Raw genomic sequence first — 24,140 nt, forward strand, 5'->3', positions numbered from 1 at the left:
CAGCTCTCGGTTCAGATTGCCGAACTCAGTGAGTGCGTTCGGATTAGGGTGTGGGTGTTCGTCAGTACTCGCTTCGAGCCGAGTAGGTGAGGATCCGTGCGGATTACCGTGATCGGCCGTGGTCATGTCGGCGGCGGACTTGCCCGGCGGTGGGAGGCAGCTGGTCACGAGGTGACCGCGATCGGCCGGGGTGGTGGTGACGCGACCGGCGCCGAGGTCGTGGTGGTCGCGATTCCGGGGGACGCCATCGTGGCCGGGCTGGACGCGGTTGTTGGTCTCGACGGTCAGGTGACGATCGACGCCACCAACACGTTCGGTGCCCGGCCGCAGGGTTACGACTCGGTTGCGCAGCAGGTCAAGGCAATTGTGGGTGGGCCCACCGCCAAGGCCTTCAACACCAACTTCGCGTCGGTCTACGACGCCGTGGACGCAGAGCCGGTGCCGCCGGGGACCCTCTTCGCGTCCGATGCCGATGCTCGGCAGGCGACTGAGCGGCTGATCCGCGACGCCGGGTTCGATCCGATCCATCTGGGTGATCTCTCGACGGCGCCGGTGCTCGAGAGCCTTGTCGCCTTGACCTCCACCCTCGACCGGGGAGACCTCGGTCCCTTCTTTACCGCTTCAATCGCCCGGGGGAATTGCCCGCGGGGTGAGGCTTCGACGCGCCCGAGCGGCCGTGCCGCCCCGGCAAGTCGGCCGGCGGCAAGCTCGTCGAGTCGAAGTTCATCGCTGGCCCGTCATGTCTGTCCCCCGAGCACCCCCGACCATTTGTCGGAGAAACGCTTGGCAGATATGGCCGCAATGACGTAGCGCGTACAAGACGTCCCGTGATGCATCGCCGACACATTCGCTGTCGAGCGACCCCACCCGCATCCACAGCGCTCATCAGATTGATCAGTCGTCCTCTTCCACGATGCTCGCTCGAGTGGTGTTCTGGATGTGCGTCACCGACTCCCGCCTTCCGGCGGGAGCGGATCATCCACGTGTCGAGGAAGGCGCCATGACGACGATCCATCTCCACAAAACGACCACCGCGACGCCGGAGCAGTTTCTGGCCGGACTCACCGACTTCGGGCCGGGCCGGGAGGAACTCTTCGGCAACAGCGCTGACAGCTACCTCGAGGTGCATAACGAAGGCCCCCATGACGCTGATGTCACGGAGGGCTCGGGCGGCATCTGGGAACGCCTGCACTACGACTGGAGCGACCCCCATCACGTGGTGATGACGACCACCGACTCCAACCTGTGGGGTGGCGCCTCGGGGCACACCTACACCCTCACGCAGCTGCCCTCGGGCGGGACCGACGTGGACGCCGTCGTGGTCCGCGACGGCAAGAACCTCAAGGGACGGCTGCTTGCGATGGTGCTCGGACTCTTCGGCACCCGCGTTCTGGGAAAGCCGTTCAAGAAGTCTGTCGACGCCATCGAAGCTCGCAATGGCGGCGCGAGCGGAAAGCACACGCAGACGCCAGAAGAGTGAACTGAATGGCCATTTGATCCCAGCGTCCAACCAGGGAGGCATTCCGACGCTGATTGTCGACACGAGTATTCGACCGATATCGACGACTTCTACCTGGGACGACGGTTGCCGGCCGATCGTGTCGACCAACAATGGACTGCTGACACAGTGCTGACGACCGAGCCCGACCGGGACGAAGCAGCAGTCTGCCTCTACGGTTCGAACACCAGCAGTGGCTTGCCCCCGTGTGCGGGAGCTTCGGCCAAGTAGACAGCTTCGCTGAACTTTTCGACGACTATCGGCTGGCCCTGCGGAACCCGCAATACACCGCTGTCGGCGAGCTGAAGAGTCCGGTCGATCGTTGCCGTCATCCGATCCTTCGGGGTCTCGGTGAACCAGCGGAACAGCCAGAACCCTCGAACGGTCTTGGTTTCGTAGATCAACGAGCGTGCGAAGACAGGGATGACGAGTTTGTCGGGATCGGTTTGACGGTGCGTGGACAGCGCACCGTAAACGATCAACTCGCCGTGCGGTGCCAGCGCACGTGACACGTCCGCACCCACCTGGCCGCTGACACAGTCGATCGCCTTGGACACGCCGTCGTCGCCCGCAATGTCGGCCACGCGTTCACGCAGGTCCTCGTCCTCCGTGCAGATCACCGCGGTGCCGCCCAACGCGAGGACGTCCTCGACAGCGGATCGGCGGCGGACCACGTTGAGGGTCTTGAAGCCGACGTGCGTCCCGAGCTGGATGACCGACTGGCCCACGGTGGAACCGGCCGCCGTCTGCAAGAGCCATTCACCCGGTTGAACATCGAGTTCGTCACCGGTCAAGATCACGGCGGTGAGTGGATTGCTGAGCATCTGGGCGGCCGTGGAATCGCTCATGCCCGCGGGAACAGGCAAGACCCGCTCGGCATCGGCCACGACATACTCCTGCCACGTTCCTCTGACTCCGACCGTAATGACGCGTTGGCCGACGCTCAGACCGTCCGTGCCGCTGCCGAGTTCGTCGATCACACCAGCGGATTCGATTCCGGGCACGGTCGGGAATTCCGGGGTGAATCCGTATCTGCCGCGGATGGTATGCAGATCGCTGGCATGAACGGGGACCGCGGCCACCCGGATCCGGACCTGGCCGGGGCCGGGCTCCGGAATGGGACGGGTCTGGAGGTGCAGAACCTCGGACGGTTCGCCCACCATGTCGGCGACAACAGACTGCATGGTCCTCATCTTCCTGACGCTCCCTCGGTCGGATCGAGATCCCACAGCGGTTCGACGTACGCAGCGTCGGCCCCGCCTAACGGCGAAGGCTCGGAACATCGCGGGCCAATCGCAGAGCTACTGGCCTCTAGGGCTGCCCCCGCAGCGGGGTTGTTGGCTGCACCTCCCCTGGAGTGCCGGATCGGCCTACGGGACGCTGTAGAACGATTCGACGTTCTCGTGCAGCTTCTTGTACATCGGAGGGGCCTCGTAGGCGTCTGTGACAACTTCGACGTAGGCGGCGGTGGCGGCCCGCGCGGCTGCCCCGAGTGCCTCGTCGAGCTCGCCGCAGGTGCCCGCGCGGGCGGTGAACCAGTCGTGGCAGCCCATGGCGTGAGGAAGTTCGGTGTAGTTCCAGGCTGCAACGTCGTTGTAGGCGATGCTCTCGTCCTTGCACAGGAGTCGCTCGCTGAGGTAGCCGGAGTTGTTGAGTACGAAGATGATTGGGCGCAACCCACGTCGACCGAACTGGCTGATCTCCTGAACGGTCATCTGGTGAGAACCTTCGCCGGTAATCAGGATGAGCCGGCGATCCGGAGCGCCGACCGCGGCTCCGAAAGCCGCCGGAGTCGCCCAACCGATCGACGCCCACAGGGTTTGGTTGTGAAACTCCGCGCCCTCGGGCAATTGTGCGAAGGTCAAACCCAGCGAGGACGTCCCGGTGTCGGTCATGATCACGTCGTCGGGGCGAAGGAAGCGGGCCAGGCGCGGATAGAGAGCGCCGGTGGTGATCGCGTCGTCACCTTTTCCGCTGGTCGGTTCTGTCGCGGATTCGATGTCCGGCCGTTGAAAACTGTTGGTGATGCGCCCGGACAGGTGCGCGAGAATGTCGGCCATTTCCACGTTTCGGTACACCGCCGAGCCCACAGCGGTGCGGTGGTGGTCGATGACGATCGTCTTTCCTGGGTCCAGGCGAACGGTGTGCCCTGCGGTGTTCCCGTCGGTCAGCATCGAGCCGATCATCACCACGGCGTCACACGATTCGACGAAGGCCCGCACCGGTTCGGCCATCAGCCGGCCGACATACATGCCGATGTAGTTGGGGTGATTCTCGCCGAGCACCGACTTGTCGCCGAACATCGTCGCGAAGGGCAATCCTGCGTCGTCGACGAACGCCGCGGCCGCATCCTGCAGACCCAGCCGTCTCAGCAGCACCCCCGGCAGCACACATGCCTGACGTGCGTTGTTCAGTGCAGCGACCACCGCATCGGTGGCAGCATCCAACCGTTCCGGATCACTGGTCGGCAAGCTGTGCACCGGCGCCGACCCCAGCACGGGCAGGTCCGCGACGTCGCCCGGAAACCCCATGTAGACCGGCCGCCGGTGGTACAGCGCTTCGGCGATCAGCCGCTCGGTTTCCGCCGCCGCGTTCTGCGGCGTCATGATCGCGCTCGCGCACACGATGGGCTCCGCCATCCTGTGGAACAGGTCGAACTCCCCGTTGCCCAGCGTGTGGTGAACTAGCGCCCGCCCCTCCTGCGTCGTCAGGTTCGGGGTGCCGACGAGATGGAACACCGCAAGGTGTTCGGCGTACGAACCCGCAACGCCACTCATCGCGGCCAGTTCGCCCACCCCGTAGGTGGTGCACACCGCGCCGACCCCGCGTGTGCGGGCGTACCCGTCCGCGGCGTAGGCGGCGTTGAGTTCGTTGCAGCATCCGATCCACTCGATCGCTGGGTGCTCGACGATCGCGTCATTGACGGGAAACGCGTAGTCCCCGGCCACGCCGAAGACCTCGCGGACACCAACCTCCTCGAGTCGCCTCAAGACGTGCTGAATGACGGTTCCAGCCATAAGTCATTGTCGGTCGACCCTTCGACCGCGCACAAGCGCCTGGCCGGAACTCACGCGGCGATGACAACAGCGTCGGCGAATCGCAATCACTATCGATGTCCGGTCCGACCAGATCACGTTCCAGTTTCGGAGCAACGGGGGCGTAGCGACCGTCGCTGCGGCACGCATGCCGTTCACGTTGGAGTCCTGCCCCCTGAGGCTGTGCGTAGAGCCGCACCCGGACCACTACCGCTCCACGGTGCCTCAGTGAGGTTGACAGCTTCCGGCGGGTTAATGGAGCGTATCGGTTAGGCAGGCTCACACAGCGGCCTAGCCTCCGTGGAGGGTTCAATATGCGCGCAGAGGGCGTCGCGCGCGTTCTTGCCACTGGCGCCGACGTCGATGGACTTCAAGTCGGCGATCTGGTCGTGCTACCCCTGTATGCCGGTGCGTGGCGTGAGCGGCTCGTCGTACCCGACGACGGCCCGTTCGCACTCCCCGCCGGCGGCAATATCGAGCAGTACTCGATGCTGGGCAGCAACCCCCCCGGCGGCAGGGTTGATGCTCAGTGAATGCACCCACCTGCAGCCCGGTGACTGGGTGGTTCAGAACGCCGCGAACTCCGGTGTGGGACGGTCATTGATTGCGTTGGCCAAACTTCGTGGACTGAAGACGATCAACCTGACCCGTGACGATTCGACGTTCGCAGAGCTCACAGCGGCCGGCCGACGTGGTCCACGTCGACGATCGCGATGCAGTCGGCGATGTTCGAGCACGGATCGGCGACGCGCGGGTGGCACTGGCGGTGGAAGCAGTCGGTGGTCCAGTGGTGGGGCGTCTGCTCGAATTGCTGTCCGACGGTGGATGGTTGGTCAGCTATTCCTGGGCCAGGGACGAGCCCATGTGGGTCGATACCTCGTCACTGGTCGGCAAGCACCTCACCGTTCGCGGATTCTTTGTCGGCGACTTCGACTATCGCGACAAGGTGGTGCCTGTCATTCGGGAGGCGGCACCGCTGGTGGCCGACGGCACCCTCGTTGTCCCCGTGGCGGGCGTGTACCCCCTCGAGCACATCCAGGACGCGGTGCAACATCTCCTCCGCGGCGGCAAAATCCTGCTGACAGTGGCCGGGCAATGAACGCGCGCAAGGCGGATGGCTGTCCCGGGCGCGGAGACGACGGCGCGACGAGCAGGACCCATCGCTCGCCGCCGCCTTGATACTGCGCACCGCCGAGAAGGTCGGGCCGGCCACCGCAATGTCGACCGCGCTGGCGCCATCTGTCGAAATGCAGCGAGGACTGACGGACACGCCAGGCCGCGACCCGGGTCGCCGCAGTGGCATGCCGTTGGACCATTAGTGCAGGAAGAGGACCAGCGCGCAGACCACAAGCACGGCGATGGCGGCTGCCGTTGCGAGTGACGGCCACATCGACGCATGACGAGAATGGGTGGCGTTCGTGCGAATCCAGCTCATGGCGGGCCCCGCGTGTCCGGGGACGGTCAGGAGTGCTGCTAGTCCAACGGTAACGCGCAGAGCGGCACCCTGCCCACGGCTCGACGTGACCCTCCTTCCCTGCCGACGTGGGCAGCAGTGCCCCGAGCCGATTCTTCGGCTGAGGTGCTAGCTCACCAGGGTAAGTAGCGCCAGCGTCACGCCGATGATCATGTAGGTCGCCCCGAGCCAGGGCCACATCGGTGCCCGACGCGACCTGTCCAACTGGTGAATCAGTCCCATGTCCATGTGGTCCCCGCCCCTGGATCTGAATGAATGGGTAACGCGGTCGACCACGGTTGGCTACCGTCGACCGAGGCTTGGCGCCACTCGCACCCAGGGGCAGACGGCGCTGCTCAAACAGTAGTCGCGCATCGACGCGATTGGCGGCCGATTGCCGGGCGGCTTCGCTGCTCAATGTCTGTGCCGGAATCCGCCTGGGTCCTGACTGCCTTCAGATGCGGATTTCGGGCGACGAGTCGACCCTTCATCGGGTGTATCTCACGTTCGACCGCCTTCTTGCGTCTACCAGCCAGACAAGAGAAAGGACATGCAGGATGAACACCCGACACATCGTGGTTGACAGTGACCTCGGTTCGATCACCGTCGTCGCCCGGGGTGAAGCAATCAGCGGCCTCTACTTCCGCCACCACATTCGACGTCCCTCGCCGGACACGTTCGGCCAAGAGATGTCCACGGCCGACGATCGACTTCTCGATGAGGCGAGTCGTCAGTTGCGTGACTACCTTGCCGGCCGGCGATGCGAGTTCGATCTGCCGCTGATCGCCGACGGCGACACGTTTCAGAGTTCCGTGTGGGGCATCGTGCAGACGGTCCCATTCGGTTCGACGATCACGTACGGGCGCATCGCCGAACGACTGGGGGACCGCAGCCTTGCGCAGAAGGTCGGGCAGGCCGTCGGGGCGAACCCGCTGTGCATCTTCGTGCCGTGCCATCGGGTCGTCGGGTCCAACGGTTCCCTGACCGGCTACGCAGGAGGGCTCGAACGCAAGCGGGCACTGCTCGAGCTCGAGGAGCCGGCACACGTGAGTGCCGGACGCCTGTTCTGATCTGCAAATCTCACACATTCGGTCACGATTGCGTCTTCTGTGGGATGGACATGAAACTGCCGTTTGAGAATGTGGTCGCGCAGCATGGCGCAACCGTGCTGCGCGTCTGCCGAGTAGTCCTCGGCCAGCACGACGCCGACGATGCCTGGTCGGAGACGTTCCTCTCCGCGATGAAGGCGTATCCGGATCTGCCGGAGACAGCGAACGTGGAAGCCTGGTTGGTGACGATCGCGCACAGGAAGGCAATCGACGTGCTGCGGGCGGCGAAACGTCATCCGCTACCCGTCGACGAGGTGCCGGAGGCACCGAGCCGGGCCGGTCCGCCGAGCACGGAGGACGAGGACCTGTGGGTCGCCGTTCGACGGTTGCCGAACAAACAACGCCAGGCCATCGCGTACCGCTACGTGGCAGAACTGACCTACGCCGACATCGCGCAGATCCTCGGCGGCACCGTCGACGCGGCACGACGCGCCGCCGCAGACGGACTCAAGAACCTACGCAAGAGCTATCCGGGCGCCACCATGAAAGGAGAATCATGAACGACACCCGCAACGACAGCCACATCATCGACAACTTGCAGGCGCCCGTCGACGCCGAAGTGCTGGGGCGGTTGCACCAGCGACTGGAGCAGCAGGCCGAGCAAGCCGACCTCCTCGACATCGCCTACACCACCGTCGACTCCCCGGTGGGAGAACTCCTTCTCGCGGCCACCCCACGCGGCCTGATCCGTGTGGCGTACGCCAACGAGGACCACGAGAAGGTGCTCGAGGTGCTCGCACACAAGGTGAGCCCTCGCATCCTGCGGGCACCGCGGCGGCTGGACACCGTCGCACGCGAACTCGACGAGTACTTCACCAAGCACCGCAAGTCGTTCGACCTCGTTCTCGACTTGTCCCTGTCGCACGGCTTCCGGCAGCTGGTGCAACAGCACCTGCCGGAGATCGGCTACGGACAGACCCGCAGCTACCGCGAGGTGGCCGAGCTGGTCGGGAATCCGAAGGCCGTGCGGGCCGTCGGCACGGCCTGCGCGACCAACCCGCTGCCGGTCGTCGTGCCGTGCCACCGGGTGCTGCGCACGGACGGAACGCTGGGCGGCTACATCGGCGGCCTCGCGGCCAAGACGACCCTGCTGGAACTGGAGGCAGCATGAATCCCACGACGACGCACTCCGATCCCTGGCGAACTCGAGTGGAGTCCAGCGACTGGGACGCGATCACACGAGAGGTAGACCAGTACGGCGGCGCTCTGCTGCCACAGCTCCTCGCCCCGGACGAGACCACCGAGATCCGCGGCCTCTACGACCGGGACGAGCTGTTCCGCAGCACCGTCACCATGAGCCGCCACCGGTTCGGCGAGGGGGAGTACCGGTACTTCCGGTCGCCCTACCCCGAGGCGGTCGAGCGGTTGAAGCAGGCCCTGTACCCGCGGCTGCTGCCGATCGCCCGCGACTGGTGGGGCAAGCTCGGCCGGCCCGCGCCGTGGCCGGACACCCTCGATGAGTGGCTGCAGATGTGCCACGACGCGGGCCAGCGCAAGTCCACGGCGATCCTGCTGCGCTACCGGGAGAAGGACTGGAACGCGCTGCACCGCGACCTGTACGGCGATCTCGTGTTCCCGCTGCAGGTGGTCGTCAACCTCAACGAGCCCGGTGTCGATCACACCGGCGGCGAGTTCCTGCTGCTCGAACAACGACCACGCGCCCAGTCGCGCGGCACCGCGACGCTGCTGCCCCGCGGGCACGGCTACCTGTTCACCACCCGCGACCGACCCGTGAAGTCCACGCGTGGCTGGTCGGCAGCGCCGGTACGTCACGGCGTCTCCGCGATCCGCTCGGGTGAGCGCCACGCCCTCGCCCTCGTCTTCCACGACGCGGCATGAACGACCCGGCGAAGACCTACACCCTGATCGGCGCCGACGGCTGCCCCCACCAGTCCCGAGAGAAGGGACTGTGGGGCGGCCACCGCGGCACGAAGATCTACGGCCGCATGGACTGCCCGACCGCGCTCCGCGCGATCGCCCGCGGCGGCTACACCCACTACCGGGTGTTCTTCGCTGACGAGGCCACCGCGGTCGCCGCCGGCTACCGACCGTGCTGTGCCTGCTGCCACGACAGGTACCAGGCGTGGAAGACAGCCCAGCAGAACTGACGACGATGGACGCCCTGACCAGCCCACTCTTGGACCGCCCGCCCAGCCCCACCAGCAGCCTCGCCGCGACCGAGGCCGAGCTCACCGTGCTGATCGACCTCGCCGTGGCCCGCCGAGTGGGCACCGTCGCCATCGGGTCGGGCCGCACACCCTCCGCGGTCGCCGCGGCCGCCGCCCTCACCCGCCGCTGGTCGGCAACCGGTGGGGACGTCACCGCGACGGTGACCTGGCCCGAGACTGCGGCGTCCTGGCTGCGGCAGGCACGGCGGTTCTGTGACCCCGACCCCGGCCTCTGGATCATGACCGGCCCGCCGACTGGATGGGCGCAGATGACCCGCCGGCTGCTGTGGTCCACGAACTGGGACCCCGCACGAACCCTCGCCACCGCCGACATCGGCGCCCCGGGCTGCCTCGAACTCGTCGGCCGCGGCCACCTCGAAGGGCTCTCCGGAGCCACCGCCGACGGCGCCACCTGGATCGTCTCCGGACGACAGCAGTGGCGCCGGACTCTTCCCGCGGAGGAACGATGACCCTGTTCAAGCCCGACCGCGCCGCCCTCGAACTCGCCCCCGGCGCGGTCCACGTCCCCGACTGGCTCACCACCGAGCAGCAGGCATGGATCGTCGACCAGTTCCACCACTGGACGGCGGGGCCCGTACCGATACGCGCCGCGAAGGTCCGTGGACACGAGATGAGCGTGCGCACAGTGTGTCTGGGCTGGCACTGGCGGCCCTACCGGTACACACGCAACGCCACCGACGTCAACGGAGCCCGCGTCCTGCCGTTCCCCGGCTGGATGGTCCGCCTCGGCCGCCGCGCCCTGACGGCGACCGGCCACGACCGGCACACGGTGAACGCCTACACACCTGACGCTGCGCTGGTGAACTTCTACGACGAGGCCGCTCGCCTCGGGATGCACCAGGACAAGGACGAACGGTCCCTGGCCCCGGTGGTCTCGCTCTCCATCGGCGACAGTTGCACCTTCCGCTTCGGCAACACCGACAACCGCAACAGGCCCTACGCCGACCTGCTGCTCGCCTCCGGTGACCTTTTCGTCTTCGGCGGCCCCTCACGCCTGGCCTACCACGGCGTCACCGCGATTCACGCGGACACCGCACCTGCCGACGTCAGGCTCGACGGCGGCCGCATCAACATCACGATGCGCATGACGGGACTGACCGACCGGCCTGCGCAGGGGACATCGTGACCGATCCCGCCGTCGTCATCGGCGACGACGGACTCGCCCGACCCGCGTGGGCTGCCGTCGACCCACTGCTGCGCGGCTACTACGACACCGAATGGGGCATGCCCGTCACCGACGAGCACGGCGTCTACGAACGCATCAGCCTGGAGGCGTTCCAAGCCGGGCTCTCCTGGGCGACCATCCTGCGCAAACGTCCCGCATTCCGTACGGCCTTCGACAACTTCCATCCCGACGAAGTCGCCGCCTACACCGACACCGACATCGAACGCCTTCTCGCCGACACGGGCATCGTCCGCAACCGGCAGAAGATCGAAGCCACCATCACCAACGCCCGTGCCACCCTCCGGCTGCGCGACGAGACGGATCTCGCCGATCTGGTGTGGTCGTTCAAACCCGAAACCACACCACGACCAAGGACATTCGCCGAGATCCCGACGAAATCCGCCGAGTCGGCTGCCCTGGCCAAGGAACTGCGACGGCGAGGGTTCGTCTTCGTCGGACCGACCACCATGTACGCCCTGATGGAAGCCATCGGCATCGTCGACACCCACCTGCTGGACTCCCATCGCCGCGGCAGCTCCGCCGTCTGGCCCGAATGACCACGATCAGGCTCGACGCCCCACATCCGTTCGATCCCGACGCACCGATCGCCCTGCTCGCCGCGCACGCTATACCCGGCGCCGAGCAGACCGACTGCGCCACCGCAACACATCTGACGCCGATCGAATCGCCCTAGCATGACGATCTCCGAAGCCTCCAACCCGAGCTGCCTCCGGTCCCCACAGCCGCACAGCGACGAACAGCCGCGGTCCCGCCACCACCCGATCGGCCCCGATGCGAGGCCGACATCACTACTCGCCGGGGCGATCTCACCGAGCGAGGTCGTGCGTCACGAAGGCGCCAGCGCGGAAGTCGACGAGCCGTGCCGACAAGGCCTCGCTGTGGACCTGTTGGGTGGTGTAGGGAACGCGACTGTTGTTCACTATTCGCCGTGCCAGGAACTCCACGAACGTTGCGATCGCCGTCTGCGAGTTCCACGATGTCCGGCCGGGGCCGACGCACACCATGCGTGATGTCAGGACGTTGAGTGGGCTGGTGGCGGTGACCACCACAATCGCGTAGTGCCAGGGTGTTCACCGATGCCGGAGCGTGGTGGGCTGCATGCGGATTGGATAGGTCGACCAGTCGGTAATCACAGCGATGGCCGTTGATCACACAGGAATCTGGATGCGTTCCAGTTTTCGCCAACGACGAGGTGCGCCGGGCGATCGCCAGGCGGCCCGGCTGATCCCCTACGTCTGGCGCTGGCCAGGAACTCCTCGTAGGCGAGCTCGCGGACCTCGGTGGGAATGGGGGTTGATGTGAGCTGCGTTGCGGATCGGTTCGAACACGCAACGTCGGCGTCGCCGCACATGATCTCGAAGTAGGCCCAGTCGGTGACTGGATTGTGGGGAGTGGATCGAAAGTGTGTCGGTGCAAGGGGATTACTGCCCGTATCAGACGACGCCTCTCGGTCTCGTTGGACACCTCGTGCCCCTCCTTCACATCGAAACCGGGCATCGACCTCGTACAATCCGGCACGACGTGTTGACTCGTTCGACGGCACCGCACTCGACGACGACGTCGCCAAGAGTCGCTCTTGAGTAGCGTCCTTTCGGCGGATGCGACGGGCGGAGTCATACCTATGACTCGACCCCATTGATCGTGATCGATTGCCGCGGGTGCGCTACGGTTTGAACGTACGTTCGCACTGTCCGAGAGATGACATGACCGAGGCTGCCGACAGGCCCGATGAACTTCACGAACCGCCTGATGTTCCGGCATACAAGCCGGACACGTGGCGGCGATCGGCGGTGACGCTACCGGGAACGGTCTCCGTTGGTGGTTCACGTGCGGAGTTGGCAGCCGATCAGATCGCCCGAGTTGCCGCGGGTATGTCTCCGGGCGAGCGGATCGGCAGCAAAGACGACATCCGTCGGCTGTGCAGGGTCTCGGTCGGCACCGTGAACGAGGCCATCAAGCTCGCTCAGGAGCGCGGCACCATCACCTCGCGACCGGGCCCCGGTGGTGGCATCTTCGCTCTCGATCCCTCCCCGCTCTCACGTATGAACGGCTGGTTTCGATCTGCAACCCGGAGCGACTCCTCGCTCGCGGAGTCGATACGGATCCGCGACGCTCTGGCCCCGCTTCTGGTCGACGAAGCGCTGGCCCAGATCACCGAGGCAGATCAGGGCACCCTCGACAAGTTGATGTCCGAGGTGCGGAGAACTCGAGATCGCCACGACATCTCCGGATTCGTCTGGGCCGCATGGGACGTTCACGAGCACTTCGCCGGCATCGGACGTAACAGTCTCCTCGACAGTCTGTACCTCAGTGTCATGGACGTCGGGACTTCCCACCTGCGAGCCAGGCTGGAGGGCTCGCTGGACGATGTCCCCGTGTGGCTCGATGGCCTCGCCGGCGTGGTCGAGGACCTCGTAGACGCGCTTCGCGAGCGCAACGCGACGAACGCCGTCGACGCGCTTCGTCGCACTGATCCGACGATGATCCTCCGAGCGCCGGACGCGAACGAGTAGCCGCTCGATTCTGTGGGCCGACCCTCGCCGGTGTCGGCCACGACCCCACCTCGCTGAACGGGAGCGATGAGGTGCGGCGCTTTCCTGCGCCGCCGCCGGGTGCCGCCGTGCGATTAATCAGGCTCGCCAAAATGATCATGACTAATTTCGCTCAACTCCTTGACGAGTGGCCTGGATCACCTGCATGCTGTGACGCAGATAATTAATCATGATTATTTGGAGGTGTACGCGATGCTCGACCAACACTTTCGTGACCTGATGGCCGGCGTGTGCGCCCCGGTGGCCGTCGTCACCACCGCGGACGAGGACGGACCCCACGGGGCGACGGTGAGCTCGCTGGCTTCGCTGTCGCTGCGACCGGCACTGCTGTCGATCGCGTTGGACACTCGTTCGGCGCTGCTCGAGCGCATCCTGGCTACCGGACGCTTCGGCGTGAACGTCCTCAGTGCTGCTCAAGAGGGCACCGCGACCGTGTTCGCCTCCCGCGGAGCCGACCGCTTCGGATCGACGCCGTGGTCGATGAACCACGGCCTGCCGCGACTCGATCAGGTGGCCGGCTGGGCCGAGTGCGACCTACGCCAGAGTTTCGAAGCCGGCGACCATCTGCTCCTGATCGGCGCGGTGAAGGGAGCGGCGTCGTCGCACCGCCCCCCGCTTGTCTACGGGCACCGCACCTTCGGTACGCATTCCCGCTTCGCCACCCGCGCCCGTCCGGCGATCGTCGACCAGATCGCCGCCTGCGCAAGCTGATCCAGCCCACGACCATCCGACATCGATCTCTCGTCAACCCCAGGAGATGACAATGACCACACTCGCCTCGGCCCCGACCTCCACCGTTCCCACGGAGGCCGAACTCGTCGCTCGCGCCCGCGAACTCAAGCCGCTGATCGCCGCCAACGCGGCACAGGGAGAGAGGGACCGCCGCGTCGTCGAGGAGAGCATCCAGGCCCTCACCGACGCCGGGCTCTTCAAGATCTCGGTGCCCAAGCGCTACGGCGGCTACGAAACCCCGATCAGGAACATGCTCGAGGTGTCCTCGGTCGTCGCGGAAGCAGACGGCGGCACCGCATGGGTCGTCGGCCTCACCAACGTCTGCAACTGGCTCGTCGGTCTCATGTCTCAACAGGCGCAAGACGAGGTGTTCGGTGCCGACCCGGACGCGAAGGTGTCCGGTGTGCTTGCGCCCACAGCGGAAACTCGCAAAGTCGACGGAGGGTACCGAGTCAGCGGCAAGTGGTACTACAACTCCGGCTCCCACCACTGCACCTGGGCGGTCATGGGAATCCCCATCACCGATGCCGACGGCAATGTCGTCGATCAGGGTTCCGCGCTGATCCCGAGGACTGACCTGAGTTTCGAGGACACCTGGTTCGTCGCAGGCATGCGATCGTCGGGCAGCAACTGCCTGATCGCCGACGATATCTTCGTCCCGGATCACCGGGTACTCAGCATCCCGCCGGCCATCACGGGCACCTACTCCACCCCTCACACCAACGAGGCCCTCTACCGCTCCGCACTGATCCCGGTCCTTGCGCTCGTGCTGGTGGGCCCGCAGCTGGGCATGGCCCGCGCCGCACTCGACTTCGTCATCGGCAAGGCCGCCACGAAGCCGATCTCGTACACCTTCTTCACCTCGCAGAAGGAGTCGACGGCCTTCCAGTTGCAGATCGCCGAAGCGGCCCGACTGATCGACACCGCGCACCTACACGCCTACCGCGCGGCGGCCGACATCGACGAGGCCGCCGCCCGCGACGAGTACCCCGACCACCTCGTCCGTGCCCGCGTCCGCTCGGACACCGGCTACGTCGCCGAATGCGTCACCCGCGCGATCGAGATCCTGTTGTCTGCTCACGGGGCCGGCTCATTTGCCGAGGTCAGCCCACTGCAGCGGATCTGGCGTGACTCGGCCACCGCGGCACGTCATGCGATCGTCGCGCCCGCCGTCGGCTACGAGGTTTACGGCAAGGCGCTGCTGGGCGTCGCCGAACCCATCACCCCCATGGTCTGACCCGAACACCCACGAACTCGAGGAAGTCATCCGACATGCGTATCGCCAACTACGACGGCCGTGCCACCCTGATCACCGGAGAGGCCGGCGCCGAGCGCGGGATCGACCTCGCCGCTGCCTCTGATGGCCGGTTCAGCCCCGATCTCACCTCTGTGTACGAGCAGTGGCCCCAGGTGGTCGACTGGGAAGCTACCCACGACCCTTCGGGCGCAGACACCTTCACCATCGATCGCACTCGGCTCGGCGCACCCTCGCCGACGCCGCGGCAGGTGTTCGCCGTCGGCCTGAACTACGACGAGCACGCCGCGGAGTCGGGCTTCGCCTCGCCCGAAAACCTGCCGCCCGTGTTCACCAAGTACGTGTCGAGCTTCTCCGGCCCCGACACGACCGTCGTCATCCCTCACGGAGGACGAGTCGACTGGGAGGTCGAACTCGTCGCCGTCATCGGCCGCGGGGCCACCGCCGTGTCCGAGGACGCGGCGTGGGATCACGTCGCGGGACTCACCGTCGGCCAGGACATCTCCGAACGGGTCACCCAAACACGCGGCCCCGCACCGCAGTTCGGACTCGGCAAGTCCTTCCCTGGCTTCTCACCACAGGGCCCATGGCTGGTCACGCCGGACCAGGTTCCCGACCGCAACGACCTCGAACTCGGTTGCTCGATCAACGGCGAGGAGATGCAGAAGGGCCGCACCCGCGACCTGATCTTCCCCATCGCACGACTCGTCGCCGAACTCTCCCGCAACGTCACCCTCTACCCCGGCGACGTCATCTTCACCGGAACCCCGGCCGGCGTCGGCGCGGGCCGCGAGCCCCAGCGCTTCCTCGCACCGGGGGAACGCCTCGACAGCTGGGTCACCGGAATCGGTGAACTTCACCAAACCTTCGTCGCCACCACCAAGTGAACAAGGACATCGATCATGGCACTTCATCGACTCGCCTCGGTCACCGTCGGCGTACCGAACGTCGCCGACACTGCCTCCTACTACACGGACTTCGGTCTGACCGCTGAAGCCGACGGGTGGCTGTCGACCACCGACGGTGGTCGACAGCTCCGCATCGTGGCGGCGCCCACACGCCGGCTGATCGCGTTGACCGTCGGCGCCGACGACCCCGACGACATCGATCGGATCGCGCACAATCTCACCGGCATGGACATCCCATTCGAGTACGCCGGAACCGGCATCACGGCAGTTGAGCAGGTCACAGGTCTCCACGTCACCGTCGAGGCGCAGCCACGGATCGTCCAGTCGCGGGTCGAGGCCCCCGCCTACAACGGTCCTGGACGCCTCGAACGCGAAACCTGCCGCGCTCCGGGAGTTCTCCGCGAGAACCCGGTGCGGCCTCGCAAGCTCGGGCACGCCGTCATCGGCAGCACCGATCACGCCGTCACCCAACATTTCTTCATCCACGGCCTCGGATTCAAGGTCAGTGACGAAGTCAAGGGACTGGCCGCGTTCATGCGCTGCTCGACCGATCATCACAACGTGCTCGTGCAACAGGCGCCGGTGAACTTCCTGCACCACACCTCCTGGCAGGTCGACGACGTCGACGACATTGGCCGGGGCGCGATGCGGATGCTCGAGACCGACCCCGATCGCCACGTCTGGGGTCTCGGTCGCCATCACGCGGGTTCGAACTTCTTCTGGTACCTCAAGGACCCCGCCGGCAACTTCAGCGAGTACTACTCCGACATGGACTCCATCGTCGACGACCAACTGTGGACACCCGAAGCGTTCGAGGGCGCCAAGGGTCTGTTCAGCTGGGGCCCGCCGCCACCTCCGTCGTTCCTGGCACCGGAAGATCTCGGTGCCCTGATGTCCGGCGTCCACAGCAGGGCCTGATCGCGATCATGGCCATCGCTCACGTCGTCACGTTCAGTTTCACACCGGAGGCCCCCGACGACACTGCCGCCGTCCTCGCCGGTCGCCTGACCGCGGTGGCGGAGTCGTGCACCGGGATCACCGACTTTCGGTGCGGCGGCGACATCGGACTGACCCCTGGGACCGCCGATTTCGCTCTCACCGCCGTCTTCGAGGGCACAGATGCGTTCACCGCCTACATGCAGGCTCCGCAACACCGAGCCGTCGTCAGCGAGATGTCGTCACTGCTCGCAACGAAATCGGTGGTGCAGTTCGAAACCGACACCGCGCATGTCCGAGAAGTTGGAGAACCCACATGACCGTCGACCAGGCAGCTACGATCGCAGCTCCGATCTGGGAGCCCGATCCGACTCACACCGCCACGACTCAGATCGCCGCGTTCGCTGAACTGGTATCCAGCCGAACCGGCGACAGGTACCCGACCTACCGGGATCTGTGGTCCTACTCGGTCGGGCATCCAGCGGAGTTCTGGTCCACGGTGGCCTCGTTCTTTGACATGCAGATCGAGGACCAGCCCGACGACGTTCTGCCGAACACCACGATGCCGGGTCCGCGTTGGTTCCCGGGCGCGCACCTCAACTATGCCGAGCATGCGCTGCGGCATCGTGGTTCCACCACAGCGATCATCGCCATTGACGAATCCGGTGCGGTGGTCGAGGTGTCATGGGACCAGTTGCGCGGCAAGGTCGGCGCGGTGCAGCTGTGGTTGCGTCAGCAGGGAGTGCGGCGCGGCGACCGTGTGGTCGGCTACCTGCCGAACACCCTGGAATCGGTCGTCGCACTGCTGGCGACCACCGGCATCGGCGCCGTCTGGTCGGCGTGCGGTCCCGACTACGGGGCCGCCGGAGCACAAGCCCGCCTCGGGCAACTCGAGCCCACGGTGCTGATCGCAGCCGACGGGTACCGATGGAACGGTCGAGAACACGATCGGCGTGACGAGGTCGCGCAGCTGCTCGAGACGATGCCGTCGTTGCGGGCCACGTTGCGGGTCTCGATACTCGGACTGTGGGAGCGGACGGATCCGGCAGCGACACAAATAGATTGGTCCGCCGTGGTCTCGGCGCCCACCGAGCCGGAGTTCGTGCGGGTGGAGTTCAACGATCCTCTGTGGGTGCTCTTCTCCTCGGGGACCACCGGCGTGCCCAAGGGCATCGTTCATTCCCACGGCGGCGTCGTCATCGATCACCTGAGGCTTTTCGGACTGCACCACGACCTGCGGCCGGGCGACCGCTTCTTCTGGTACACCACCACCAACTGGATGATGTGGAACATGGTGGCCTCCGGGCTGCTGGTAGGCGCCGCCATCGTGCTCTACGACGGCAGTCCCAACGAACCCGGCCCCCACCGGCTGTGGGAGATCGCCGCCGATCACCGGGTGAACGTTCTCGGCGTCAGCCCCGGATACCTCTCGGGAAGTGCGAAAGCCGGACTGCATCCCGGCACCGACTACGACCTGTCCGCACTGCGGCTCATCGGCTGCACCGGTGCACCACTACCGGCACCGAGCTATCACTGGGTGCACGACGAAGTCGGTGCGCGCATCCAGGTCGGGTCGACGACGGGCGGCACCGACGTCGTCAGCGGCTTCGCCGGCAGCGCCCCGACGGCACCGGTCTGGCCCGGTGAAATTTCGGTGCCACTGCTCGGCGTCGACCTGCAGTCCTGGCAGGAGGACGGCACCCCGGCCACCGGCGAGGTCGGCGAACTCGTCATCGCCGCACCGATGCCCTCGATGCCCATCCGCTTCTGGAACGACCCCGACGGACAGCGCTACCACGACGCCTACTTCGCCACCTTCCCCGGTGTCTGGCGGCACGGCGACTGGGTCACCGTCACCGAACACGGAAGTGTCATCGTTTCCGGTCGATCCGATGCCACCCTCAACCGGCAAGGTGTTCGGCTGGGCAGCGCCGACATCTACGACGTCGTCGATGAGATCCCCGAGATCACCGAATCGCTCGTCATCGGAGCCGAACTCGACGGCGACCGGTACTGGATGCCGTTGTTTGTGGTCCTGGCCGACGGCCACGAACTCGACGATCCCTTGCGGCAGAAAATCGCAAACGCGATACGGACACAGGCGTCGCCACGGCACGTCCCCGACGACATCATCGCGGTACCGGCCATCCCGCACACCCGCACCGGCAAGAAACTCGAGGTACCGGTGAAACGCCTCATCCAAGGCAGGTCATTGAGTCATGTGATCGGCGTCGACACAGTGGACAATCCAGACGCCCTGCTCCACTTTGAGCAGTTCATCGGCGCGCACCGCCGGTTGTCGGGGGTAACCTGACGTAAGAGACCTTACCGGCAACGGAATATGTTGCGCGACACATTATTTAGGACCGTGACTGCCGCGATCGGGCGAACAGCTCGCCATCTGGTGATCGAAGAGGGCCCGCATCCGGTTTGGATGCGGGCCCTACTGCAGGCCGAGTGGTCGACGACCGTGTCTATGCCGACAGTGCGGCGACTCCGGCGACGGCGCCGACGACGGCGATGACTGCCGATGCGAGTCCCGCGACGGCGCCGATCTGTCCGAGCTCTGTTGCAGAGGATCCCATGGTGTGCTCCTTTGGTAACTGTGGGTGGTTGAACTTCGGTGGCTTGCGTTCCAGTGCCTCCAGATGACGGACTTCCTGGGGGTCGATGCTCGGGTGTGACGGCTACTGGTGCATGTGCCTCCTCTGGATCTGTAAGTTGTGGCCGGTGGTTCGGGGTAGGCGGTGCGGAAGCCGCGGGTCAGAGCCGGAATCGGCGCCGAGGGAACGACGATGGTGGTGGTCAGGCACACAGCACCGTTCGGGGACTGTGCCCGCGATGGACGGAGGGGGCCACTGTGGTGGCTGGTAACCAACGTGTGGGCCAGCGCCGGCCGCAGGACCAGGTCTGATCCGTATCAGGGCGACGGTCGTGGCCGGCGCTGCTCCTACAGCCAGCCGCCGAAGCGACGGATGAACCACACCTTCGCCAGTTGCGCCAACCCGCAGTAGGCCACCAACGTCACGACCAGCCACGGGAAGTAGGTTCCCGGCAGCGAGACCAGTCCCAGCGAGTGCCCCCATCCGGTGAACGGGAAGACCAGTCCGAACACGCAGGCGAGACCGGTGGTGACCATGACCGGCAGGGATGCGCGCGACTGCAGGAACGGGATCCGCTGGGTGCGGATCATGTGCACGATCAGCGTCTGCGAGATCAGCGACTCGATGAACCATCCGGACTGGAAGAGAGATGCCTGATCGGGTGTATTCGCGGAGAACACGAACCACATCAGGGCGAACGTCGTGAGGTCGAAGATCGAGCTGATCGGGCCGATGAAGATCATGAACCGGGTCAGGCTGCGGGTCTCCCACTTGCGCGGCTTGTCCAGGAACTCCTTGTCCACCCGGTCCCACGGAATCGTCAACATCGACAGGTCGTAGACGAGATTTTGCACCAGCAGCACCGCCGGGATCATCGGCAGGAACGGCAGCAGCGCGCTCGCCACCAGCACCGAGAACATGTTGCCGAAGTTCGAGCTGGCCGTCATCTTGATGTACTTGAGGATGTTGCCGAAGGTCCGGCGCCCCTCCACCACACCGCGCTCGAGGACCCCGAGGTCCTTCTCCAGCAGGATGATGTCGGCGGACTCACGGGCGATGTCGGCGGCGGTGTCCACCGAGATGCCGACGTCCGCGACCCGCAGCGCCGGGGCGTCGTTGACCCCGTCACCGAGGAAGCCGACGGTGTGACCGCTGCGCTTGAGCGACTCCACGATCCGCGCCTTCTGCAGCGGATTGACCTTCGCGAAGACGGTCGTTTCCTTGACGATCGCATCGAGCCCGCCGTCGTCGAGACGGTCAATCTCCGCCCCCGTGACGACGGTCCCGACGTCCAACCCCACCTTGCCGCTGACGGTTTCAGCCACCAGCTCGTTGTCGCCCGTGATCACCTTCACCGCCGTCCCGTGTGCGTGGAGCGCCTCGATCGCGGCGCCGGCGGATGCCTTCGGTGGATCGAGGAAGGTGAGGAACCCGACCAGCGTCATCTCGGTCTCGTCCGCCGTCGAGTACTCGCGGCGGGTGCCGTCCGGCGCGTCGGCGGGGACGCGCCGGGTGGCGAGCGCCAGGACACGCTTGCCCTGACCGTTCTGCTGCGCGACGAGGCGGTCGATCGCGGCGACGAGACCGGGCGCGAGATCGTGGGACACGCCGTCCAACTCGACGGACGTGCACGCGGAGAGCACCTCCTCGACCGCGCCCTTCGTGATGATCAGGTCGGTGTCGCCGTCGTCGACGACAACCGACATCCGTCGGCGTGCGAAGTCGAACGGGATCTCGTCGACCAGGCCGTGCTCGCGGCGGATCCGTGCGATCAGCTCCGGTCCGGCGGCCTCGACGACCGCGCCGTCGAGCAGGTTGCGCAGTCCGGTCTGGAACACCGAATTCATCGCGGCCAAGCGGAGCGCGTGCGTGCTGGGCCGGCCGGCGGTGTCGAGATGTTCCTCGAGCACGATCCGGTCCTCGGTGAGCGTGCCTGTCTTGTCGGTGCACAGGACGTCCATCGCGCCGAAGTTCTGGATGGCGTTGAGCTGCTTGATGATCACCTTGTGTCGCGACATGTGCAGCGCACCCTTGGCGAGGTTCGCGGTGACGATCAGCGGCAGCATCTCCGGCGTCAGACCGACCGCGGTTGCAACGCCGAACAGGAGGGCCTGGCTCCAGTCCTTGGTGAGACCGTTGATGATGAACACCGCGGGCACCATGACGGCCATGAACCGGATCAGGAGGAAGCTGACTTTCTTGACCCCGATGTCGAAGCTCGTCTCGGGTCGGGTGGTGGCCAGTCCGGCGGTCATAGCCCCGAAATAGGTGTCGTCGCCGGTGTGAACCACCACCGCGGTCCCCGATCCGGACACCACCGACGTGCCCATGAAGCCGAGGTTCTCCGCCTCGAGGATGCGCGCCGGGTCGAGACCGGCGACGGCATCACCGGTCTTCTCCGCGGGCATCGACTCGCCGCTGAGCATCGACTGGTTGACCTGCAGGTCCTTCGCGCGCACCACCCGGACGTCGGCGGGAATCATGTCGCCGGCCGCGAGCTGCACAATGTCGCCGGGCAGTAGTTGCTCGATGGGGATCTCGGCGGTCACCACCGTCTCACCCATGTGACGGGTGGTTGCCGCGGTGGTGCTGACCATGGCCTTGAGTGCCTCCGCGGCACGACCGGACCGGTACTCCTGCCAGAACCGCAACGTCACGCTGACCAGCACCATCACGCTCACCGTGATGACCCCCTGGTAGTCCGGGCCCTCCTCGGGGTCCGCCCACTGGACGTCGATGGCGTACATGATCACGCCGAGGAACAGCAGGATCAGGATGAAGGGGTTCTTGAAGGTGGCGAGGAACTGCACGATCGCCGGTGCCGGACGGTCGTGGCGGACCTCGTTGGCGCCGTGCTTGCGACGCAGGACGTCGAGCTGATCTGACCTCAATCCATTTGGGGTGGTATGTAGTTCGGCGTAGACACCGGGCTGTCGCAGTCGGCCGAACTCGGCCAACGCGGTCGTCTGGCGCTCGGCCAGGACCGCCTGACCCTTCCGCTCGGTGGCCTTCTTCGGACGTCCCGGCCGTGCGGAGACGCTGGTAGATGACATGACGAAATCTCTCGGTCATCCGCGAACCCGCTAGTGTTCGCGCACGACGAAATAGGCTCGGCGACTGTGGCTGTCGCGAGAATGGGCGCGGCGGTGATGCCGCGATGTGAAGGGCCGGCGGTCCGCGATTAGCGGGCGCGGTGAACACCGGCGGTGAGAAATCCGGGCGAGGCCGGATATCGACTCGGCGGTTCGTCCACGGTGGTCACCTCCCCGGTTCGTGTGCGGGCCCGTCGAGGACGCAGCTCCGCTATTGCATGTGGCGACAGCACTTCAGGGGCAGAATCGAATGTCGCTACGCGACGACGAGCGAAACCGACCCGACAGGCCGGTTTCGCGAGTTCGACACCCCCACGTACGAGTTTTGGCACTGCACGACGTGTCCCACATCGCTGCGGGAAGCCACTTTGGGTCACCCCTTAATCCGGGGAGACCTGTCCTGACCTTGGGCGTCTCTCGACGTCGTGAGATCAGTGGCCTGTGTTCGTGCAGACGCCTCACCTAACGAGGTGCTGCGCCGACAATCAAGCACCACGGTCGGGTGGATGTCAACCCGTATGCCCCAGATCGGCGAGTTCTCCGCCGCGATCGGGCCACCCCGCCGAACTCGAGGGCAACACCGAGAATCGGTGTACGACTTCCCGAACTTGGTTGTTTGGTGCGTATGCCGCTCTGCGGCAGTGCTTTCCATTCTCATACGGGCCGGCGGCCGCACGGACACGGCGATTTGACATCGTGCGTCAACCGTGGTCATCATTGCTGGCGTAACGCACCTCGCTAGGCGAGGCTCCTGCATGAACACAGGCCACTGATCTGACGACGTCGAGAGACGCCCAAGGTTAGGACAGATTTCCCCGGATTAAGGGGTTATCCAAAGTGGCTTCCCGAGTCGATCGGGACACGTCGTGCAGTGCCGAAGCTCTGACGAGAGGGGTGCCCGCGCAGATCTGCTCGATCAGCGCGTTCTCCCTGTGTGCCTGGTGCGACGCCCCCGTGCGTCTTGGCTGCGAGGAGGTGAGGAACGAAGTGAGTACCAGTGACAGTCCGTATCTGTGTTCGACAACTGTTTCGTTCCTAACCGGCCCCGGCAGTGCGTCAGCCGTCTGATTCGACGCCTCTGTTCGGCTGCCTCGTGTCCTTGCTCTGGGCGCTGTTCCCGGCCAGGGTACTGACGCGGCGCCCACCTGACGGGCACGCATCGGCGTAGTCTGGGGCCGGTCTTTCCAGTAGGAGAAGACCATGGCTTTTGTTCTCGTACACCCTGTTTCGATCTTCCGCGGGTCGGCGATCCTGGATGCCGGCCGGCGTGCGGCCAACCGACTGCGGGCGCGACACAACCTTACTCCGCAGGAGCGGGCCAACCTGCACGCATCGCGCACACCGTTGGCCGTGATCACTGCTTCCATGGGCGGACATCAAGTTCCCGGCGGACCGCAGCACTGGTGACACCGACCGCCGGGACACGCTGAGCGGGCCTACATGGCGAACAAGCGTGTCCCGGCCGGCGGGGCGTATCTGTTTGTTCAGGTACGTCGCCCTGATCGCCCTGGTGGCGGTCAAGGTCGTCCAGTCCATCGGCGGCTGACCGAGGAAACTGCACAGGTGGTTGTGGCCCGGCCGGGCCACCACCA

At 65.8% G+C, this 24,140-nt stretch carries 24 protein-coding genes and 2 riboswitches; of the genes, 20 read left to right on the plus strand and 4 right to left on the minus strand.

The window, feature by feature from the left end; genetic code table 11:
• Positions 1–96 precede the first annotated feature (96 nt).
• Positions 97–810: an NADPH-dependent F420 reductase gene (locus ACFVH2_RS16470; RefSeq protein ID WP_378426579.1), complete on the plus strand. Its 714-nt coding sequence runs from the start codon at positions 97–99 to the stop codon at positions 808–810.
• Positions 811–1,000: 190 nt separating this feature from the next.
• The gene (locus ACFVH2_RS16475; RefSeq protein ID WP_378426580.1) at positions 1,001–1,480 is read left to right on the plus strand and encodes a hypothetical protein; all 480 of its coding nucleotides are present in this window, start codon (positions 1,001–1,003) and stop codon (positions 1,478–1,480) included.
• Positions 1,481–1,671: 191 nt separating this feature from the next.
• Here the strand turns inward: ACFVH2_RS16475 and ACFVH2_RS16480 are convergent, their stop codons facing one another.
• Both ACFVH2_RS16480 and ACFVH2_RS16485 read right to left on the minus strand, forming a co-directional pair.
• Positions 1,672–2,691 (minus strand): zinc-dependent alcohol dehydrogenase family protein, encoded by a 1,020-nt coding sequence (locus ACFVH2_RS16480; RefSeq protein ID WP_378426582.1) that lies wholly within the window; start codon positions 2,689–2,691, stop codon positions 1,672–1,674.
• Between the two features lie 177 nt (positions 2,692–2,868).
• Entirely contained in the window at positions 2,869–4,515 is a 1,647-nt protein-coding gene (locus ACFVH2_RS16485; protein ID WP_378426584.1) for an alpha-keto acid decarboxylase family protein, read from the minus strand.
• 332 nt (positions 4,516–4,847) lie between these two features.
• Here ACFVH2_RS16485 and ACFVH2_RS16490 point away from each other — a divergent pair, with 332 nt between their 5' ends.
• The 11 genes from ACFVH2_RS16490 (at position 4,848) to ACFVH2_RS16540 (ending at position 11,143) form a co-directional block, all read left to right on the plus strand.
• On the plus strand, positions 4,848–5,066 hold the full coding sequence (locus tag ACFVH2_RS16490; protein WP_378426586.1) for a hypothetical protein: 219 nt from the start codon (positions 4,848–4,850) through the stop codon (positions 5,064–5,066).
• Positions 5,067–5,182: 116 nt separating this feature from the next.
• Positions 5,183–5,632, plus strand: a complete 450-nt coding sequence (locus tag ACFVH2_RS16495; RefSeq protein WP_378426588.1) for a zinc-binding dehydrogenase — start codon at positions 5,183–5,185, stop codon at positions 5,630–5,632.
• Between the two features lie 911 nt (positions 5,633–6,543).
• The gene (locus ACFVH2_RS16500; RefSeq protein WP_378426590.1) at positions 6,544–7,056 is read left to right on the plus strand and encodes a methylated-DNA--[protein]-cysteine S-methyltransferase; all 513 of its coding nucleotides are present in this window, start codon (positions 6,544–6,546) and stop codon (positions 7,054–7,056) included.
• 44 nt (positions 7,057–7,100) lie between these two features.
• A complete protein-coding gene (locus ACFVH2_RS16505) occupies positions 7,101–7,595 on the plus strand; it encodes an RNA polymerase sigma factor (RefSeq protein WP_378426592.1) in 495 nt (164 codons plus the stop codon).
• On the plus strand, positions 7,592–8,206 hold the full coding sequence (locus ACFVH2_RS16510; protein ID WP_378426594.1) for a methylated-DNA--[protein]-cysteine S-methyltransferase: 615 nt from the start codon (positions 7,592–7,594) through the stop codon (positions 8,204–8,206). Before ACFVH2_RS16505 ends, ACFVH2_RS16510 begins: the two co-directional genes overlap by 4 nt.
• On the plus strand, positions 8,203–8,934 hold the full coding sequence (locus ACFVH2_RS16515; RefSeq protein WP_378426596.1) for a 2OG-Fe(II) oxygenase: 732 nt from the start codon (positions 8,203–8,205) through the stop codon (positions 8,932–8,934). Before ACFVH2_RS16510 ends, ACFVH2_RS16515 begins: the two co-directional genes overlap by 4 nt.
• Entirely contained in the window at positions 8,931–9,203 is a 273-nt protein-coding gene (locus ACFVH2_RS16520; RefSeq protein ID WP_378426598.1) for an Ada metal-binding domain-containing protein, read from the plus strand. Before ACFVH2_RS16515 ends, ACFVH2_RS16520 begins: the two co-directional genes overlap by 4 nt.
• Positions 9,179–9,733, plus strand: a complete 555-nt coding sequence (locus tag ACFVH2_RS16525; RefSeq protein WP_378426600.1) for a hypothetical protein — start codon at positions 9,179–9,181, stop codon at positions 9,731–9,733. The genes ACFVH2_RS16520 and ACFVH2_RS16525 overlap by 25 nt, the downstream gene beginning before the upstream one ends.
• On the plus strand, positions 9,730–10,410 hold the full coding sequence (locus ACFVH2_RS16530; RefSeq protein ID WP_378426602.1) for an alpha-ketoglutarate-dependent dioxygenase AlkB family protein: 681 nt from the start codon (positions 9,730–9,732) through the stop codon (positions 10,408–10,410). The genes ACFVH2_RS16525 and ACFVH2_RS16530 overlap by 4 nt, the downstream gene beginning before the upstream one ends.
• Positions 10,407–11,006, plus strand: coding sequence for a DNA-3-methyladenine glycosylase I (locus ACFVH2_RS16535; RefSeq protein ID WP_378426603.1), 600 nt, complete (start codon positions 10,407–10,409; stop codon positions 11,004–11,006). The genes ACFVH2_RS16530 and ACFVH2_RS16535 overlap by 4 nt, the downstream gene beginning before the upstream one ends.
• A complete protein-coding gene (locus tag ACFVH2_RS16540) occupies positions 11,003–11,143 on the plus strand; it encodes a hypothetical protein (RefSeq protein ID WP_378426605.1) in 141 nt (46 codons plus the stop codon). Before ACFVH2_RS16535 ends, ACFVH2_RS16540 begins: the two co-directional genes overlap by 4 nt.
• A 133-nt stretch (positions 11,144–11,276) precedes the next feature.
• Here the strand turns inward: ACFVH2_RS16540 and ACFVH2_RS16545 are convergent, their stop codons facing one another.
• Positions 11,277–11,516 carry a hypothetical protein gene (locus ACFVH2_RS16545; protein WP_378426607.1) on the minus strand — a complete coding sequence of 80 codons (240 nt, stop codon included), beginning with the start codon at positions 11,514–11,516 and terminating at the stop codon, positions 11,277–11,279.
• Positions 11,517–12,173: 657 nt separating this feature from the next.
• On the opposite strand from ACFVH2_RS16545, the gene ACFVH2_RS16550 reads away from it, so the two are divergent.
• From ACFVH2_RS16550 to ACFVH2_RS16580, 7 genes are all read left to right on the plus strand, one after another.
• Positions 12,174–12,983: a FadR/GntR family transcriptional regulator gene (locus ACFVH2_RS16550; protein ID WP_378426608.1), complete on the plus strand. Its 810-nt coding sequence runs from the start codon at positions 12,174–12,176 to the stop codon at positions 12,981–12,983.
• A 231-nt stretch (positions 12,984–13,214) separates the two neighbouring features.
• On the plus strand, positions 13,215–13,733 hold the full coding sequence (locus ACFVH2_RS16555; protein WP_378426610.1) for a flavin reductase family protein: 519 nt from the start codon (positions 13,215–13,217) through the stop codon (positions 13,731–13,733).
• Between the two features lie 52 nt (positions 13,734–13,785).
• The gene (locus tag ACFVH2_RS16560; protein ID WP_378426612.1) at positions 13,786–14,991 is read left to right on the plus strand and encodes an acyl-CoA dehydrogenase family protein; all 1,206 of its coding nucleotides are present in this window, start codon (positions 13,786–13,788) and stop codon (positions 14,989–14,991) included.
• Positions 14,992–15,026: 35 nt separating this feature from the next.
• Positions 15,027–15,896, plus strand: a complete 870-nt coding sequence (locus ACFVH2_RS16565) for a fumarylacetoacetate hydrolase family protein (RefSeq protein ID WP_378426614.1) — start codon at positions 15,027–15,029, stop codon at positions 15,894–15,896.
• Between the two features lie 15 nt (positions 15,897–15,911).
• Positions 15,912–16,835, plus strand: a complete 924-nt coding sequence (locus ACFVH2_RS16570) for a VOC family protein (RefSeq protein WP_378426615.1) — start codon at positions 15,912–15,914, stop codon at positions 16,833–16,835.
• A gap of 8 nt (positions 16,836–16,843) precedes the next feature.
• Positions 16,844–17,173 (plus strand): Dabb family protein, encoded by a 330-nt coding sequence (locus ACFVH2_RS16575; RefSeq protein ID WP_378426617.1) that lies wholly within the window; start codon positions 16,844–16,846, stop codon positions 17,171–17,173.
• Positions 17,170–19,167 (plus strand): acetoacetate--CoA ligase, encoded by a 1,998-nt coding sequence (locus ACFVH2_RS16580; protein ID WP_378426619.1) that lies wholly within the window; start codon positions 17,170–17,172, stop codon positions 19,165–19,167. The genes ACFVH2_RS16575 and ACFVH2_RS16580 overlap by 4 nt, the downstream gene beginning before the upstream one ends.
• 636 nt (positions 19,168–19,803) lie before the next feature.
• Here ACFVH2_RS16580 and mgtA read toward each other — a convergent pair.
• Complete coding sequence (mgtA, locus tag ACFVH2_RS16585) at positions 19,804–22,509, minus strand: magnesium-translocating P-type ATPase (RefSeq protein WP_378426621.1); 2,706 nt, start codon at positions 22,507–22,509, stop codon at positions 19,804–19,806.
• Between the two features lie 342 nt (positions 22,510–22,851).
• Positions 22,852–23,025: riboswitch (M-box (ykoK) riboswitch) on the minus strand.
• Between the two features lie 250 nt (positions 23,026–23,275).
• A riboswitch (M-box (ykoK) riboswitch) is annotated at positions 23,276–23,449 on the plus strand.
• Positions 23,450–24,140: the final 691 nt, after the last annotated feature.

It is taken from the genome of Rhodococcus sp. NPDC127527, assembly GCF_042672245.1.
Classification (GTDB): domain Bacteria; phylum Actinomycetota; class Actinomycetes; order Mycobacteriales; family Mycobacteriaceae; genus Rhodococcus_G.